General features: G+C 69.3%; 9 protein-coding genes. 1 reads left to right on the top strand and 8 read right to left on the bottom strand.

Annotated elements, in window-relative coordinates; all coding sequences use genetic code 11:
- Position 1 precedes the first annotated feature (1 nt).
- Entirely contained in the window at positions 2-511 is a 510-nt protein-coding gene (locus ACQ7HM_RS04545) for a DUF2505 domain-containing protein (protein ID WP_434215030.1), read from the top strand.
- On the opposite strand, the gene ACQ7HM_RS04550 is transcribed toward ACQ7HM_RS04545, so the two are convergent.
- The 8 genes from ACQ7HM_RS04550 to ACQ7HM_RS04585 form a co-directional block, all read right to left on the bottom strand.
- Positions 477-2078, bottom strand: coding sequence for an NAD-dependent epimerase/dehydratase family protein (locus ACQ7HM_RS04550; RefSeq protein WP_434215031.1), 1602 nt, complete (start codon positions 2076-2078; stop codon positions 477-479). The two genes, ACQ7HM_RS04545 and ACQ7HM_RS04550, sit on opposite strands and share 35 nt — an antisense overlap.
- A complete protein-coding gene (locus ACQ7HM_RS04555; RefSeq protein WP_434215032.1) occupies positions 2075-3682 on the bottom strand; it encodes an MFS transporter in 1608 nt (535 codons plus the stop codon). Before ACQ7HM_RS04555 ends, ACQ7HM_RS04550 begins: the two co-directional genes overlap by 4 nt.
- Positions 3683-3925: 243 nt before the next feature.
- Entirely contained in the window at positions 3926-5050 is a 1125-nt protein-coding gene (locus tag ACQ7HM_RS04560; protein WP_434215033.1) for a hypothetical protein, read from the bottom strand.
- A 112-nt stretch (positions 5051-5162) separates the two neighbouring features.
- Positions 5163-6710: an acyl-CoA carboxylase subunit beta gene (locus tag ACQ7HM_RS04565; RefSeq protein WP_434215034.1), complete on the bottom strand. Its 1548-nt coding sequence runs from the start codon at positions 6708-6710 to the stop codon at positions 5163-5165.
- Positions 6710-12034, bottom strand: a complete 5325-nt coding sequence (pks13, locus tag ACQ7HM_RS04570) for a polyketide synthase Pks13 (RefSeq protein WP_434215035.1) — start codon at positions 12032-12034, stop codon at positions 6710-6712. The genes ACQ7HM_RS04565 and pks13 overlap by 1 nt, the downstream gene beginning before the upstream one ends.
- A gap of 11 nt (positions 12035-12045) precedes the next feature.
- The gene (gene fadD32, locus ACQ7HM_RS04575; protein ID WP_434215036.1) at positions 12046-13944 is read right to left on the bottom strand and encodes a long-chain-fatty-acid--AMP ligase FadD32; all 1899 of its coding nucleotides are present in this window, start codon (positions 13942-13944) and stop codon (positions 12046-12048) included.
- Between the two features lie 297 nt (positions 13945-14241).
- A complete protein-coding gene (locus ACQ7HM_RS04580) occupies positions 14242-15243 on the bottom strand; it encodes an LLM class F420-dependent oxidoreductase (RefSeq protein ID WP_434215037.1) in 1002 nt (333 codons plus the stop codon).
- Positions 15244-15367: 124 nt separating this feature from the next.
- Positions 15368-16366 carry a cutinase family protein gene (locus tag ACQ7HM_RS04585; RefSeq protein ID WP_434215038.1) on the bottom strand — a complete coding sequence of 333 codons (999 nt, stop codon included), beginning with the start codon at positions 16364-16366 and terminating at the stop codon, positions 15368-15370.
- Positions 16367-16369: the final 3 nt, after the last annotated feature.

Here is a 16369-nt window from a genome sequence, read left to right on the forward strand (position 1 = left end):
CGTGCCCACCGACCTCACCCACGTCGAGCCCTACCCCTGTTCGCTGGAGCAGCTGTACACGACGCTCACCGAGCCTAGGTACTGGCGCGACCGCGTCGAGTCGATGGCCGGAGGTGGCGGTGAGCTGATCGCCTGCACCGCAGACGATCAGGGCTTCCGTGCTGTGGTGCGCCAACCCATCCCGACCGCCTCCATCCCCGCGGCGCTCACACGCTTCGTGCCGTCCCGGGTGAGCGTGGAGTACACCGAGTCGTGGCTTCCCCGCGAGTCCGAGACCGCCACGGGCACATTCGTGTCGACGGTGGTCTCCATGCCCGCCAGCATCGACGCCCGCGTCGAGTTGCGGGCGGTGGGACCGCATCGATGCGACATGCACTTCGCCGGGACGGTGACCGCATCGGTACCCGTCGTCGGCGCGATGGTCGAGAAGATGATGGCGGCGCAGACCGCGGAGGGTTTCCGGATCGAGCGGGAGTTCAGCCTCGACTGGCTGGCACGCCCACGCGTCTGACCGCACCGTGGATCGTTTCGGCGATCCGCTGCTGGCCCGCGCCGGTGCGCAGGTCATCGACGGCGCCCGCCGTCACGCGTGGATTCGCCACCGCTGCGGCCGGCTTCGCCCTGCGGCTCCGCCCTTTCCACGGCAGACGCGCACCGGCACGGAAGTCGATCAGGCCGTCGGGCCCGTCCGGGGCGCAGGGCCCGCCGCGCCGTGAGCCGGTGAGCTTCACGATGACGGTCGCCGGATCGGCCTGCACGGCGGCCACCGCGTCGACGGCGCGGTCGTGCCCGCGTCGGGTCCCGCGACGCCCGCTGCTCAGTCCGTGGCCGGGGGTGTCGACCACGACGACGGTGCACCCCTCGCTGGCGAGGCGCACGGCCAGCGGGGTCACGTAGCGGGCATGGCTGCGGCCGGCCACACCGAGCACGATCGTGGGGCCGCCGTCGCCGGGGTGTACCTCGGCGTGCACGCCGCCGGCGGGGGTGTCGAGGGTGATGTGACGTAGCCGCGAGAGCGCGGTGTCGACGTCGCCGATCAATTCGCCGATGGCCGAGTCGGTCTCGGCCCATCGACGCAGCCGACGTGTCGCCGGCTCCAGCGCGACCTCGGCCACCCGCGCCGACGGCAGGACCTCGGCGCCGCCGAACAGGGGGCGCCCGCGGAGCAGCACCATGGCGGCCGCGACGTCGTCGGACGACGCCGACGGTTCCCACCCCGTGCTGCGGCAGAACAGATCCGGGTCGAGCGCCGCCTCACCCGAGGAGATCCAGTGCGACGAGAACGGGACCACCCGCAGCCGGTAGCCGATGTCGGCGAGGAGACGCAGGAGACCCAGCGACGCTGCGGTGACGGCCTGGCCCTGTATGCGGGCCAGGGTCGGTGCCGAGGTGTGATCGCGCGGCGCGATGTTGAACGGGCCGTTGAGGTTTGTGGCCGCCGCCAGATGGAAGGCGCGGGCCATGTCGTGCTGGGTCATGAACTGGTAGTGCGACGTCGCCGGGTCGGGGAAGGCGATGGCCATGCCGGTGAGCATGTCGATGGCGTCGTTGGCGATGTCGGCGCCGACGACGAAGGTGGGCCGCAACAGGGCGATCGTCATCTCGCCCGGGTGTCGTCGCAGCCACCACTCCACGAAGTGCTCGACCTCGGCCTTGTCGAAGAAGTAGTAGCGGTTCGGATCGGAGGTGGGGAACTCGTCCTCGGTGACCGGCACCGGCAGGTCGACGGCCCCGTACGCGCTCGCGCTCGACGCGATCACCATGTGCCGCACGCCTGCCCGGTGTGCGCACTCGACGGTGTTGCGTGACCCGCCCAGGTTCACGTCACTGGAGGCGGCCTTGTCGCGCTGCTCCTCGACGACGAAGGCGAGGTGGATGACGACGTCGCATCCGGTGAACACGCGCTCGAGTTCCGGCGAGCGGATGTCGGCGCGGACGTTCTCGAGCTTCGCGTGATGCACCCTCGGCTCGCGCCGACCCAGGCCGATCACCCGGTCGATCGTCGGGTCGGCCAGCAGCAGCGGGAGGATGGCGGTGCCGAAATCGCTGGTGGCACCGGTGACGGCGACCGTGGTCATCGCTGCTCCTGCGGGGTCGGCGGTGCCGTCACGACTTTCTCCTCGGCCAGCGCGTCGACCTGGTCGCCGACGATCCCCGAGGTGCGGTACCGCCTCGGCAGACCGATCGCGACGACGATCGCGCAGACGAACACCGCACCCGCGGCGAGATAGGAGGCGTGCGACGAGCCGGTCAGCGCGGCCTGTTTCATCTGATCGATGAGCGCGTTGCGGGAGGGATCGAAGAAGGCGGGGATGTCGCGTTCGCGGATCTGCAGCACGCTCAGGACGCTCGAGCGCGCGTACTCCTTCTCCGTGTCGTTCATCAACCCTGCGGGGATGCCCTCGACGATGGAGCGAACGTGGGTCAGGTAGTACGAGCTGGCGATCGAGCCGATCACCGCGACCCCGAGCGTGCCGCCGATCTCGCGGGTGGTGTCGTTGACGGCCGACCCCGCACCGGCCTCGTCGATCGGCACCGACGACATGATCGACTCCGTCGCTGGGCCCTGGATGATCGCGATGCCGACGGCGAGCAGGATCATCGCCGGCAGGACCAGCGTCAGATACGAGCTGTCGAGTTCCACCTGACCGCCCACGATGAGCCCCGCACCGATGAGCACCAGCCCCAGCACCAGCGGCGGCATGGTGCCGACCTTCTGGGCGATCACCGTCGCCGTCGGGGCCGAGACCGCGAGGGCGGCGGCGAACGGCAGGGTCGCGATGCCGAACGCCAGCGGGGTGTACTCGCGGACACCCTGGAAGTACTGGGTGATGAGGAACAGGAACCCGAAGAGGCTGAAGTAGCCGACCGCGATGGCCAACGCCGGCAACGCGAACGGTCGGATCCGGAACAGTCGCATGTCGAGAACCGGTGAATCGGTGGTCAGCTCGCGTCGGATGAACGACAGCAGCAGTACGACCGACAGGGCGAACCCGATGAGTGTGGTCGCCGAGAGCCAGCCGTAGCGCGGGGCCTCGATGATCGCGAAAACGCCGATCGAGATGCCCGCGATCGACAGGACGACGCCCGGCCAGTCGAGCCGTCCGACGCTCGCCGCCTTCGAGTTCGGCACCAGCCGCCACACCCCGAACAGCGCGATGGCCGCGACCGGCACGTTCAGCCAGAACACCGAGTGCCACGAGAAGTGTGTGAGCAGATAGCCGCCGGAGATCGGGCCGATCGCGACCGCGACACCCGCGATCGACGACCAGATACCGATGGCGAGCGACTTCTCCTTCGGGTCGGGGAAGATCGCGGTGATGATGGCCAGCGTCGCGGGCAGCACCGCGGCGGCGAAGAACCCCATCAACGCACGCGACACCAGCACCCAGGCCATGTCGTCGGCGACGGCACCGATGATCGACGACAACCCCAGGCCGGCGAGACCTCCCGCGAGCATGAGCTTGCGGCCGTACCGGTCGCCGAGGTTGCCGAACGCGAGCAGGAAGCCGGAGAACGTCAGCGTGTACGCGTCGACGACCCACTGCAGGCCGGTGATCGACGTCTCGAGTTCGATGCCGATCTGCGGCAGCGCGACGTTGATGATCGTCATGTCGAGCACGATGAGGAGCTCGCACACGCAGATCACTGCGAACGCGGAGAGCTGACGTGTGCGGGACATGGAACTCCTCGAGCGTCGGTGCCCCCGCAAGGGCGGCGACCGCAGAATAACCGCGCGCGATACCCACGAGTACGGCAAACCTCAACAGCTGTCACACGTTCAACGGAGAACGTCTGGGCTGTGACGGCGCCCAGCCCTCTCCGTGGATTCGCGGCAGTCCGGGAACCAGGGCGATCGTGGCGTCGCCGCCCGCGCAGGCCCGAGGGGCCGGGTGCACGAGCGCATCCCGACCCCTCGAGGTGATCACCGACCCAACGCGCGCGGTCGTGGGATGCCGCGATCGAACAGCTTCTTCGCCTCGTCCTGCGTGATGGCGGTCCAGTTCCCGGGTGCGGTCACCTGGATGGAGTTCACGCCGCCGTTGTACATCGTCCGACGCTGATAGTCGTAGCGGTAGCGCACCTGGGTCCAGGTGTTGCCCGACGAATCGCGCACCTGCTGCTGTCCGACCGGTGTGGCCGAGGAAATGCGGACCTGGGTGACGACTTTGGCGGTGACATCGACTCCGCGGGGGCGGCTCGGCGCCGCCTTGACGTTCGGGTCGGGTTCGGTGCCCAGCGGCAGCTGCATGCGATTCTCCCCCACCTCGAAGGTCGTCCCGTACGCGCCGACCGCCGGATCCGGACCCCACGAACTGACGCGGTTGCCCGGGGCGGCGAAGTCGGTCCGGCGGGTGAGCGGCAGGCCCGGCCCCTGCTCCGCCGGTCCCGGAACGTAACGCACCGTGTAGTCGGTGCGGCCGTTCTCATCTGCCGGCGCGACCGTGCTGGGCAGACCCTGCGGACTCTCGACACTGCGCAACGACGACGCGTCGACCGTGGTCTCCGGACGAGGCGTCACCGGTACCGCCGGCACGGAGGTCGGCGGAACCGCCGGCGGGGCCGGGGTATCCGGAACCGCAGCCGGTGGTGGGACGACAGCCGGTGCGGCCGGTGTCGCTGGAGCTGTCGCGCGCGGGCTCGCCGGGGGTGCCGCGACCGAGGGTGCTGTCCGCGGTGGGGTCGGCTGTCGACTCCGATCGCGCGGCGCCGTCGGCGACCAGGTGTCTCCCGGACGCACCTTGTGGGCGCCGCGGTCGGGTTCGGCGCCCACCCGCGGGTGGTCGTCGTTGAACGCCGTGTCCCCGGGCCGCGTCTTGTCGGGTCCGCGATGGCGGTTCGCTCCCGACGACGCCGACCCCTGCGTGGTCCTGCCCGGGGTCGCCTTGTTCGGTCCCCGATGGGAGTTGCTGTTGGTCGAGCCCGTACCGGGCCCGGGCTTGGCGTCGGCGATCGCCGGCTGCGCGACGCCGTGGAGTACGCCGAAGGCGACCCCGGCGGCGACGATCGCGCCGAGGTGTCGGTGTCGTCGTCGAACTGGACGGGACATGGTTCGCTCCTCTCGGAATGGACCCCGCGGTGGTCACCGCGGGGGCAGTCCATGAGATGCGGTGAGCGAACCGAAAAGTTCCCGAGAGTTGTGTCGACCGGTGGCGCGAGTCCTAGATCGGCAACAGCAGGTGCTTGCGCGGCGTGCGGTAGGTGTGCTTGTCGCGCAACTGCGCCAACGCCTTCCGCAGCTGCAGGCGTGTCTGCGAGGGCTCGATGACAGCGTCGACGTACCCGCGCTCGGCCGCGAGGTAGGGCGTGGCCATCATCGTGTTGTAGAAGTTGATGAAGTCGGTGCGGATCTTGTCGGCCTCGTGCGGTGTCGCGTTCTCGGTCTGCCGACGGGTGAGGATCGCCGCCGCCGACTCGGCACCCATGACGGCGATCTTGGCCGTGGGCCACGCGAAGTTGATGTCGGCGCCGAGCTGCTTGCAGCCCATCACCGCGTATGCGCCGCCGTAAGCCTTGCGGATCACGACGGTCACCTTCGGCACGTCGGCCTCGACGTAGGCGAACAGGAACTTGCCCGAGCGCCGGATGGTGCCCTTGGCCTCCTCGGCGACACCGGGGAGGATGCCCGGGGTGTCCACGACGAACACCAGCGGGATGTTGAAGGCGTTGCAGATGCGGACGAACCGTGTGGCCTTCTCGGAACTGTCGGTGTCGAGGACACCGGCCATCACACTCGGCTGGTTCGCGACGACGCCGACGCTGTGCCCGTCGACGCGCGCGTAGCCCGTGATGATGTTGGGCGCGAAGATCTCCGACACCTCGTGGAAGGCGCCGTCGTCGAAGATGCGCACGAGGATGTCGCGCATGTCGTAGCCGGCGTTGTCGTTGTCGGGCAGGAAGTCGTCGAGACCGAGATCGCTGTCGGTGACCTCCGGCTCGAGGCCGGGGTTGATCACCGGCGGGCGCTCATGGCACGTCGACGGCATGTAGTCGAGGTACTCACGTACCCACGCGAAGGCGTCGGCCTCGGTGTCGGCGATGTGGTGGATGTTGCCCCACCGCGCCTGATTGTGGGCGCCACCGAGATCCTCGGCGTCGATCTCCTCGCCCGTGGTCTGCTTGATCACGTCGGGGCCGGTCACGAACATGTAGCTCGAATCCTTCACCGCGACAAGGATGTCGGTGTTCGCGGGGGTGTAGACCGCGCCACCGGCACACTTGCCGAGGATCACCGACACCTGCGGCGCGAGACCGGAGAGCAGGTCGTTGCGTCGACCCATCTCGGCGTACCAGGCCAGGGAGGTGACCGCGTCCTGGATGCGCGCGCCGGCCGAGTCGTTGATGCCGACCATGGGGCAGCCGATCTTGCCCGCCCACTCCATCAGCATCGACACCTTGCGGCCGAACACCTCGCCGACGGTTCCGCCGAACACGGTCTGGTCGTGGCTGAACGCCGCGACCGGGCGCCCGTTGACGAGACCGTGCCCGGTCACGACACCGTCGCCGTAGCCGCTCGAGTCGGTCCCCGGCAGCTTGGCCAGCTGGCCGAACTCGACGAAGGTGCCCGGATCGAAGAGCATGGCGAGACGCTCACGGGGAGAGCAGATCCCCTTCGCGGCGCGCTTGGCGATCGCCTTCTCGCCACCGGGCTCCTTCGCGACCTCCAGTCGTGCGCGGAGGTCGGCCAGCTTGGCTGCGGTGGTGTCCACTAGTTGGTGCCTCCTGAGGCGCTCGCTGCGGCCGAGTGCCGCGTGATGTCGGCCAGCCGCGTGGTGAGATCCGCGCCGATCCGCCCGATGTAGGGCTCGTCGATGAGCGCGAGGTGATCGCCGCCGATGTGCACGATCTCGAGATCGTCGACCACCTCACCCCAGCGACCGTCCTCGGGGATGTCGCCCCACCGCGGCTCGAGTTCGACTGCGCCATCCTGCATCTTGTCGGCGCGGTAGAGGACCACCTTGCCGTCGTAGCGGGTCGGCTCGATCGTCGACAGCGCGCGGTTGTCGAGGAACGAGGTGCGCTGGTGCTCGATGATGCCGCCGGGGATCTTGGCGTTGCTCATCGACAGCAGCTCCATGATGATGCGGAACTGGCCCTCGTCGTCGGCCGCGACGAGACGATCCATCGGGACCGGCACGTCGTCGACACCGTAGGTGCGCTTGGCGAAGGTCATGTACCGCTCGAGGCGCGCGCGCTTCTCCTCGGTGGTCTCCTCGGGAGAACCGTTGGGCCGCACCGCATCGAGCAGTGCCACCATCGCGACGTCCTCGCCCAGCTCGCGCAGCACCTGCGCGCAGCCGTAGGCCAGTGCGCCGCCGAGCGACCACCCCGCCAGCAGGTACGGGCCCGTCGGGACCACCTCGCGCAGCTTCGGGATGTACTGGTGCACGCGCTCCTCGATGCTGCCCTCGACCCGGTCGAAACCGATCACCGGCAGGTCGGCGGGCAGCTTCTTGATCAGCGCCTCGTAGGCCATCGACGATCCACCGGCGGGGTGGAACAACAGCAGCGGCGGACGGGTCGATCCCTCGACCGTGCGCAGGTAGCGGACGAAGCCGTCGACCTGCCCGCCCTCGAGCTGATCACGCACGTAGGTCGAGAGGTCCTCGATGGTCTGCGCGTCGAGCACGTCCTCGATGTCGATCTCGCCGCCGGCACGCTCGGACAGCCGCGCGGTCAACTTCTCGGCGGTCTCCTCGTCGAGCACGGGCAGCGGGTTGAAGATGCCCCCCGCAGACGTGCCGGTGACCATGGCCCACACACCGAAGGTGAGGCGCTCGGCCGCATCACGCGGAGGCACGTCGGCACCCGCGGCCGCGGCGACCGCGGCCTGGCTGATGAGGTCGCCAGCCTGGGCTGCGGGCCGCTCCGGGGTCTCGGCCGCGGGCTTTGCGGCGGGCGCGGGTTCGGGCTCGGCCGGCGTCTCGGCCACCGGGGCCGCAGGGGTCGCGGGCGCATCGATGATCTCGGCGAGTGCGGCCGTGTCGATCTCACCGCCACCCTCGGCGTCGGCGGCCAGGGCCGCGACCTCGTCGCGGTGTTCCACGGCGTAGGTCACGAACTTCACGACGTCACGCAGATCGGCCTCGCGCATCGCCTGCAGCTGCATCTGCGGGATGTCGAACTCGTACTCGACACGGTTCTTGATCCGCATGGCCATCAACGAGTCGAGACCGAGCTCGATCAGCGGGATCTCACGCGGCAGGTCCTCGGCCTCGTACCCCATCGACTCGGCGATGATCGATGCGACTCGGTCGTCGACGCTCTGACCGCTCGCGGGATCCCACCGGGCACCGGCGTCCTCGACGATCTCTGGCTCCACGGTCACGCGCTCGTCGACGAAACCCGACGCGCGGGCCGCCTCCGCGGGAGTCGGGGTGGTCAGCGGCTCGCCCGCGACGGCGGTGCCGCCCAGTGCGGCGCCCGCGGTGACCACGGCGTCGGCCAGCAGCGTGAAGGCGCCGCCGGCGTCCTTGCCGTGCACCTGCAGTGAGCCGCCGCCGGGGTGCGGGGTGAACGTGGTGGTGACCGTTCCTGCCGCGGGCATCTCGCCGTGGGTCTCGACCGCGCCGACGCGGACGTCGGCGAGGACCTGTGTGGCGGCGGCCGCGACCAGCTCACGCGGGTCGGTGACGACCGAGGCGGCCACCTCCCACGCGTGGCGGCCGTCGGGCAGCGCGACGTGCGAACCCGGGACGCGGTTGGCGCCCGCACCACCGTTGATGACCGCGCGCATCCAGAAGTCCTTGCGCTCGAAGCGCGTACGCGGGATGTCGGCGAAATCGCCGGCACCGAACAGCGACGCGACGTCGACGCGGTGACCGTGGACATAGAGCTTCATCAGGGCGGTGACCCACCCGAGGTTCTCGTCCTCCTTGCGGCGCAACGTCTCGATGAGCTCGGCGTCGTGGAGGCCGGCTCCGAAGGTGACCGCGGCGACCGAGATCAGCACCGCCGGGTTCGGCGACAACTCGATGAAGGTGCGGTGCCCGTTCTCGACGGACTTCGCGATGGCCTGCGAGAACCACACCGAGTGCCGCAGGCCCTTGGTGAAGTAGTCGATGGTGTGCACCGGCTCGTGGCCCGGACGGTAGAACGTCTCGCGGTCGATCGAGCTGTAGAAGCCGATCGACGGCCGCAAGGGCTCGATGCCGGTGAGCTCGTAGGCCAGTTCGCCGAGGAGCGGGTCCATCTGCGCGGTGTGGCTCGCGCCCTTGGTCTGCAGCTTGCGACCGAGCTTGCCCTCGGACTCGGCGCGCGCGACGATCGCGTCGACCTGACCCTCGGGTCCGCCGATGACGGTGTGGGTCGGTGCGGCGTAGACGCAGATCTCGAGATCCGGGTAGTCGACGAGCACGCCGGTGATGTCGTCGGCGCTGTACTCCACCAACGCCATGAGACGGATGTCGTCACCCTCGAGGCTGGCCTCGCCCTCACCCATGAGGCGCGAACGCTGGCAGATGACGCGGGTGGCGTCCTCCAGCGACAACCCGCCGCTGAGGTACGCCGCCGACGCCTCGCCCATCGAATGGGGAACCAGCACACCGGGTTGCGCACCGTGGTGGCGCAGGAGCTCGAACAGTCCGACCTGGATGGTGAAGATGCCGACCTGGGCGGTCTCGATGCCGTAGGTCTGCTCGTCGTCGGTGAACATCTCCGAGATCGAGTAGCCGAGCTCGTTCTGCACGTATCCGTCGACCTCGTCGACCGCGGCACGGAACACCGGGTTGTCGAGGTAGAGCTGCTTGGCCATCTTGCGGTGCTGCGAGCCGAAGCCCGAGAGCAACCACACCGCCGACGCGGGGTCGGGGGTGTCGCAGCTGAACACCAGCGGGCTGTTCTTGCCCTCGGCGACGGCGCGCACACCGGCGACGGCGTCATCGTGACTGTGCGCCATGATCACCGCGCGGCTACGGCCGTGGTTGCGGTGGGCCAACGACCGACCGATGTCGGCGAGCGGCGTGGCGCGTCCCTCGTCGGACTCGAGCCACTCCAGCAGATCGGTCGCGGTCTTGCGGCGACGCGACGGCAGGAAGCCCGAGATCACCAGGGGCACCACGGCTCCGGCGACGGTGCTCGGCGCGTAGTCGGCCAGCGGGTCGACCGTCGGCTCGGTATCGGCGACCGTCGCTGCGGGACCGGTCGCGAACAGACCGCGCGCGGCCTTCTCGGCGTCGGTCAGGTACTCGTCATCGTCCTCGATGTCGATGTCGATGTCACCGTCGAGGTCGATGTCACCGCGGTCGGCCGCGGAATGCGACAGGTCGGCGCGGTCGAGATCACCGACACCCGTCGTCGCGGGTACCGGGGTCGACGTCGGCTCGACGAGGTCGGTCGGCAGCACCTCGCGGACCACCACGTGCGCATTGGTCCCGCCGAAACCGTTGCCCGACACACCCGCCACGGCGTGACCGGCGTAGCGCGGCCAGTCGGTGGGCTCGGTGATGACCCGCAGCCGGGTCGCCTCGAACTGGATGTAGGGATTGGGCCCGGCGTAGTTCAGCGACGGGGGCAGCTTGTCGTTCTGCAGCGCCAGCACCAGCTTGATGAGACCGGCCGCTCCTGCACCGGACTCGAGGTGACCGAAGTTCGTCTTCGCCGAACCGAGCAGGGTCGGCTTGTCGATGTCGCGACCACGCCCGAGGACGCGGCCGAGCGCATCGGCCTCGATCGGGTCGCCGAGGATGGTGCCCGTGCCGTGCGCCTCGATGTAGTCGACCGAACGCGGGTCGATGGCGGCATCGCGGTAGGCGGTGCGCAGCATCGCGACCTGCGCCTCGGGATTCGGCGCGGGCAGACCGTTCGAGCGGCCGTCGGAGTTGACCGCCGAACCGGCGATGATCGCGAGCATGGTGTCGCCGTCGCGGCGCGCGTCGGCGACGCGCTTGAGGATCATCAAGCCGCCGCCCTCGCCGCGGATCATGCCGTCGGCATCGGACGAGAACGCCTTGATACGACCGTCTTTCGCCTGCACGCCGACCCGGTCGAAACCGAGGGTCGCCGCGGGTGAGATCAGCATGTTGACGCCGCCGGCGACACACACGTCGGTCTCTCCCGAGCGCAGGCTGCGGACCGCCTGGTGCACGGCGACGAGCGACGACGAGCACGCGGTGTCGAGCGCGACCGACGGGCCGTGGAAGTCGTAGAAGTACGAGACGCGGTTGGCGACGATGGCCGTCGAGGTACCGGTCAGCGCATAGGCCGCGGTGTCACCCATCGCCTCGGGATTGGCGACGGCGAGCATCTGGTAGTCGTTGGTGGAGCTGCCGATGTAGACACCGACCTGCCCGCCCTTGAGGTCGCTGGGCGGGATGTGTGCGTGCTCGAGAGCCTCCCAGGTGAGTTCGAGCGCCAGGCGCTGCTGCGGGTCGACCATCTCGACCTCGCGCGGCGACATCTGGAAGAAATCGGCGTCGAAACCCTTCACATCGTCGAGGTAGCCGCCGTGGACGTTGCTCTCGGCGAGCACCTTCGCCAGGCGCGGCTCGGCCTTGAACTCCGTCCACCGGTCCTCGGGGAGATCGCCGGTGCCCGAGCGGCCGTTGATGAGGAGATCCCACGTCGACTCCGGGGTGTGTCCGGCGCCGGGGAAGCGGGTCGCGACACCGACGATGGCGATGTCGTCGTCGGCGGGCCGGTCGCGGTGGTAGAACGCCGCGTCCTCGTCGACCTCGAGGCCCTCGTCGGGGTCGCCCTCGATGATGCGCTTGGCCAGCGACGCGATCGTCGGGTGCTGATAGGCGACGGTGGCGGTGAGCAGGACACCGGTCTTGTCCTCGATGTCGGCGGCCATCGCCACCGCGTCCCGCGAGGCGAGGCCGAACTCCTCCATCGGGCGGTCGTCGGAGATCTGGTCGGCAGGCATGCCCGTGGCGGTGGACACCCAGTCCCGCAGCCAGTCGCGCAGCTCGGCGACCGTCAGATCACCGGCGGTCTCACCGTCGGAAGAGGCCCGGGTGTCACCGTCGGACGCTGCGCCGAGGGACCCGTCGACGGGTTCTGGGGTCGGGGAATCGCTATTCAGTTCAGACATCGCGGTCCAGTCTATGGAGTGGCGTCGGGAGCGTCGGGGAAGGCTGTCTGGGTGTGGCCACCACGCAGCGTTCCGTCGACGTAGGCGTTCTTGCAGGCGGTGTGGGCGATCTTGCCACTGGAGGTTCGGGGTATCGATCCCGCAGGCACCATCAGCACGTCGCGGGCCATCACACCGTGGCGCTGGGCGATCGCCGCGCGCACGATGTCGGCGACCTCCTGCGGGTCGGCGCGCTTGCCGGTGTTGCGCTCGGCCACGATCACCAACTGCTCCGAGGCGTCGTCGGCGTCGAACTTCAGACCGCTGGCCGAGGACGCGAACACCTCGGCAGGCAACTGGTTGGCGGGGACGGCGAACGCGGCGACGAAGCCGGGGCGCAGCGCGGGGCTGGCCTCCTGCGCGCTGAACTCGAGGTCCTGCGGGTAGTGGTTGCGGCCGTCGACGATGACGAGGTCCTTCACGCGACCGGTCACGTACAGCTCACCGTCGAGCCACACCCCGTAGTCACCGGTCCGCAGCCAGCGGTCCGGGCGCGGGGCGCCGTCGCCGTGGCTGCCCTCGGGCAGGGGGTTGCTCAGCGTGTTCTGGAAGGTCGCCTTCGTCTCCTCGGTGCGGCCCCAGTAGCCGTGGCCGAGGTTGATGCCGTTGAGCCAGATCTCGCCCACGTGCCCGTCGGGCTGCTCGGTCGCGGTCTCGGAATCGACGATGGCGGCCCACTGGCTCACCGACACCTGGCCACACGACACCTGCGCGACGGCGCCGGGCGCGTGCTGATCGACGACCGCGAAGCGGCCCGCGTTCAGCTCGTCACGGTCGACGTAGATGATCTTGGCCTCGCTGTCGCGCGGGGTGGAGGAGACGAACAGCGTCGCCTCGGCCATGCCGTACGACGGCTTGATCGCGGTCTTCGACAACCCGTACGGACCGAAGGCCTCGTTGAACTTGTTCATCGAGCTGACGGTGACCGGCTCGCTGCCGTTGATGAGACCGATGACGTTGCTCAGGTCGAGGCTCTCGCCGTCACGCGGCAGCCCACGGGCCGCGGCGTGCTCGTAGGCGAAGTTCGGGGCGGCGGCGAAGGTCTCGGCACCGTCGCTGAGCGCGGCGAGTTCGTTGATCCACCGACCAGGTCGGCGCACGAAGGCCGCCGGGCTCATGATCGTGATGTACTGCCCGCCCAGCGCCGGGATGATGATGGTCAACAGACCCATGTCGTGGAACATCGGCAGCCACGTCACGCCGCGCGAGTTCTCGGTCAGCTGGATCGCGCCGATCATCTGCAGCGCGTTCGCCGACACCGACTCGTAGGTGATCTCGACGCCGGCCGGGGTGCGGGTGGATCCCGACGTGTACTGCAGGTAGGCGATGTCGTGCAGGTGCGGGGTGGGCGGCTTCCAGGTCTCCCCCACCGAGTCGGGCACGGCGTCGACGGCGATGACGCGCGGACGCTCCTTGGCCGGCAGGGGCTTGAAGAAGTCGCGGACGGCCTCGGCCGACTTGGTGGCGGTGAGGATCACCGACGGGGTGCAGTCACCGAGGACGGCGTGCAGGCGGTCGGTGTGGCCGGGCTCGTCGGGCGAGAACAGCGGCACGGCGATGTTGCCCGCGTAGAGCGCGCCGAAGAACCCGATCACGTACTCCAACGACTGCGGCGCGAGGATCGCCACCCGGTCACCGGGTTTGGTCACCTGCTGCAGACGGGCGGCGATGGCGCGCAGTCGCTTACCGAACTGCGACCAGGTCAGCTCGATGGCCTCGCCGTCGCGCTCACGGCTGTAATCCATGAACCGGTAGGCGAGGGTGTCGGCCTTCTCCCGGACGTTCCGCTCGACATAGGAGTAGAGGGTGTCTTCCTCGGTGAAGTGGAGATTGCCGGTTTCATCGAGGAACTCGTCGAACGCGCTCTTCATCTGGACTCCTGTTGGCATCGTCTACCTCGATCGTCGGTCGCCGTCGTCGCTACAGCCGAGCCACGTCGTGTCTCGGCGGCGCCGGGAATCGTCGGGCAGTCGTCGATGACCTGACCTCGGATCCGTCCCCCAGCGTTTCCTTCCGATTGCACGCACCACTGTGTGACCGACACCCTCGGCTCCCCACGGCCGACGCTGCCGATGGCACGCCAAACTCCGAGTATGTTAGCCGCTGCGAACGGTCTGTCGGGTTCACCCCTGCAAACTGTCGTCGGCCGTCACCCCGCAGGCCGGGCATCATGTCCCCTTCAACAACGGGATCACCGGTGCGAAGGCATCCATCTGGGTCGGGAACACCCCCACGTACGACATCGTCGTGCGCTCGCGCACGGTGCGGATCTGCTCCGCGATCTCCTCGAACGACCCGCACATGATGTACGGCGAGGACAGGATGTCGTCGACGGTGAGGTCGGCGTCCTTGGCCATGTTGGGCGGGAACCCGCTGTCGATGGCGCCGAGCACCATCTCCGCGGTCGACTCGCGGTCATCGGTGATGAGGATGGTGGCGATGGTCCAGTTCAGCTCGATGTCGTCGAAACGATCACCGGCCGACTGACGGATCCGGTCGACGCGCTCCATCGTCTTCTCGATCGTCATGTCCGAGAGCTTGAGCTTGCCGTCGGGGGTGCTGCCCGTCGCGACCGAGATGATGTCGGCGTACTTCGCGGCCACCTCGAGCATGCGCGGGCCACCGGCGCCGACCATGATCGGCGGACGCGGTCCCTGCCGCGGTCGAGGTGCTCCGACGACGCCCTTGACCTGGTAGTAGTCGCCCGAGAAAGTGCACTCCTGGCCGCGCAGGAGGACGTCGAGGATCTGCAGGGCCTCGTCGAGCTGACGCAGACGCTCGCCGGGGGTGCCGAACGGGATGCCGGCGGACTCGAAGTCCTCCCGCAGCCACGATGCACCGATGCCGAGTTCGAGGCGACCCTTCGACAGCACGTCGATGGTGGTGGCCTCCTTGGCCAGCACCACGGGGTGCCGCATACCCGCGGCCAGCGTGGTCGTGGCCAGGCGGATCGTGCTGGTCGCCTGGCTCAGCGCACCGAGCGCGGCCAGCGGACCGACCTGGTTCTCCAGGTGATCGGGGATGGCGAAGGTGTCGAACCCGTACTCCTCGGCCCGCTGGGCCAGCGCGACGAACTTGCGGGCGCCGCCCTCGTCACGGTTGCCCTCACCGCCGGCCGCGAATCGGAACGGGCGCAACGCCGGGGTGGTGGCGGCTGCGTCTGTCGTCATCGGCACTCCTCATATCTGGGGATCGGCATGAAAGCGGATCGGCAGTGAATCGGTCGGGTGAACGCCGGACACGATACGTGTGCGGCGCTGCGGTGCCCAACTCCCGCCGCCCGGCGAGGAGCGCTCAGGTGTGCGGCGGGCGGGGTGCGTCGGAGATCAGCGACCGGGCCCACCCGAACATCCAGCGGGTGGCCGAGGCGCCGTCGTCGTTCCAGTACCGCGTCGTCGCGTACAGCGCGTGCACCGGGTTGTTGATGGCGCCCGCGAGCTTCCCGAGGGCGTCGATGGGGTTGAGGATGGTCGGCGAATCGCACACGAGATCGCCCTCGGCGCAGATCGAATAGGTGCGGTTCTTCAGGTCACCGAACGCGCCGGGTCGGCCACCGGTCATCGCGATGCCGGGGACGATCCCGCCGAAGCCGCCGAGTGCGACCTCCGCACCCACACCCTTCGGATCGGGACCGGGGGTCTTCGCCTCGCCGGGCTGGCGGCGACCGTCGGCGATGAGGCCGACCCCGAGCACGAGATCCTGCGCCACCGGTCCGCGACCGTTGCCGATGTCGGAGGCGATGTCGCCCACGATCACCGCGCCCTGCGAGAAGCCCATGAGCACATAGCTCGTGAGCGGGCAGCGCTGGTTGACCTGGGTGATCTTGACCTTGGCGCGGGCGGTGCCCTGCGCGCGCGAGGTGTTGTAGTCGGTGGTGCGGTCGGCCGGGTTCGTCGGGTTACGGAACTGCGCCACATAGGGAACGGTGTAGACGTCGGCCCGCGAGCCCGGGAACGCCTCCCCCAGTGGTCTCGACACCTTCAGCATCAACGACGCCGGGTTCGCCGACGGCGCGTACGGATCGTCGTTCGCCGAGGACTCCCAGGTGCCCGGCACGACGATCACCTGCACGTCGGGGCAGTCGGCCGACTGGGCGCTCGGACGCTGCGCGCTGCTCGTCGGTCCGGCGCCGGGTCCGGGTCCGGGCGGGGACGGACGCAGCAGCGAGACGATGAGGGCGACCACCAGGATGATCGCGATGATCGCGAGCACCACGACGCCGAGGATCACGCCGATCACGATGCGACGACGACGTCGGCGCGGATCGACGGTGGTGCGGGGCCGGGGAGGCATCGG

This window comes from Williamsia sp. MIQD14, from assembly GCF_051025635.1.
In the GTDB taxonomy this organism is placed as follows: domain Bacteria; phylum Actinomycetota; class Actinomycetes; order Mycobacteriales; family Mycobacteriaceae; genus Williamsia_A.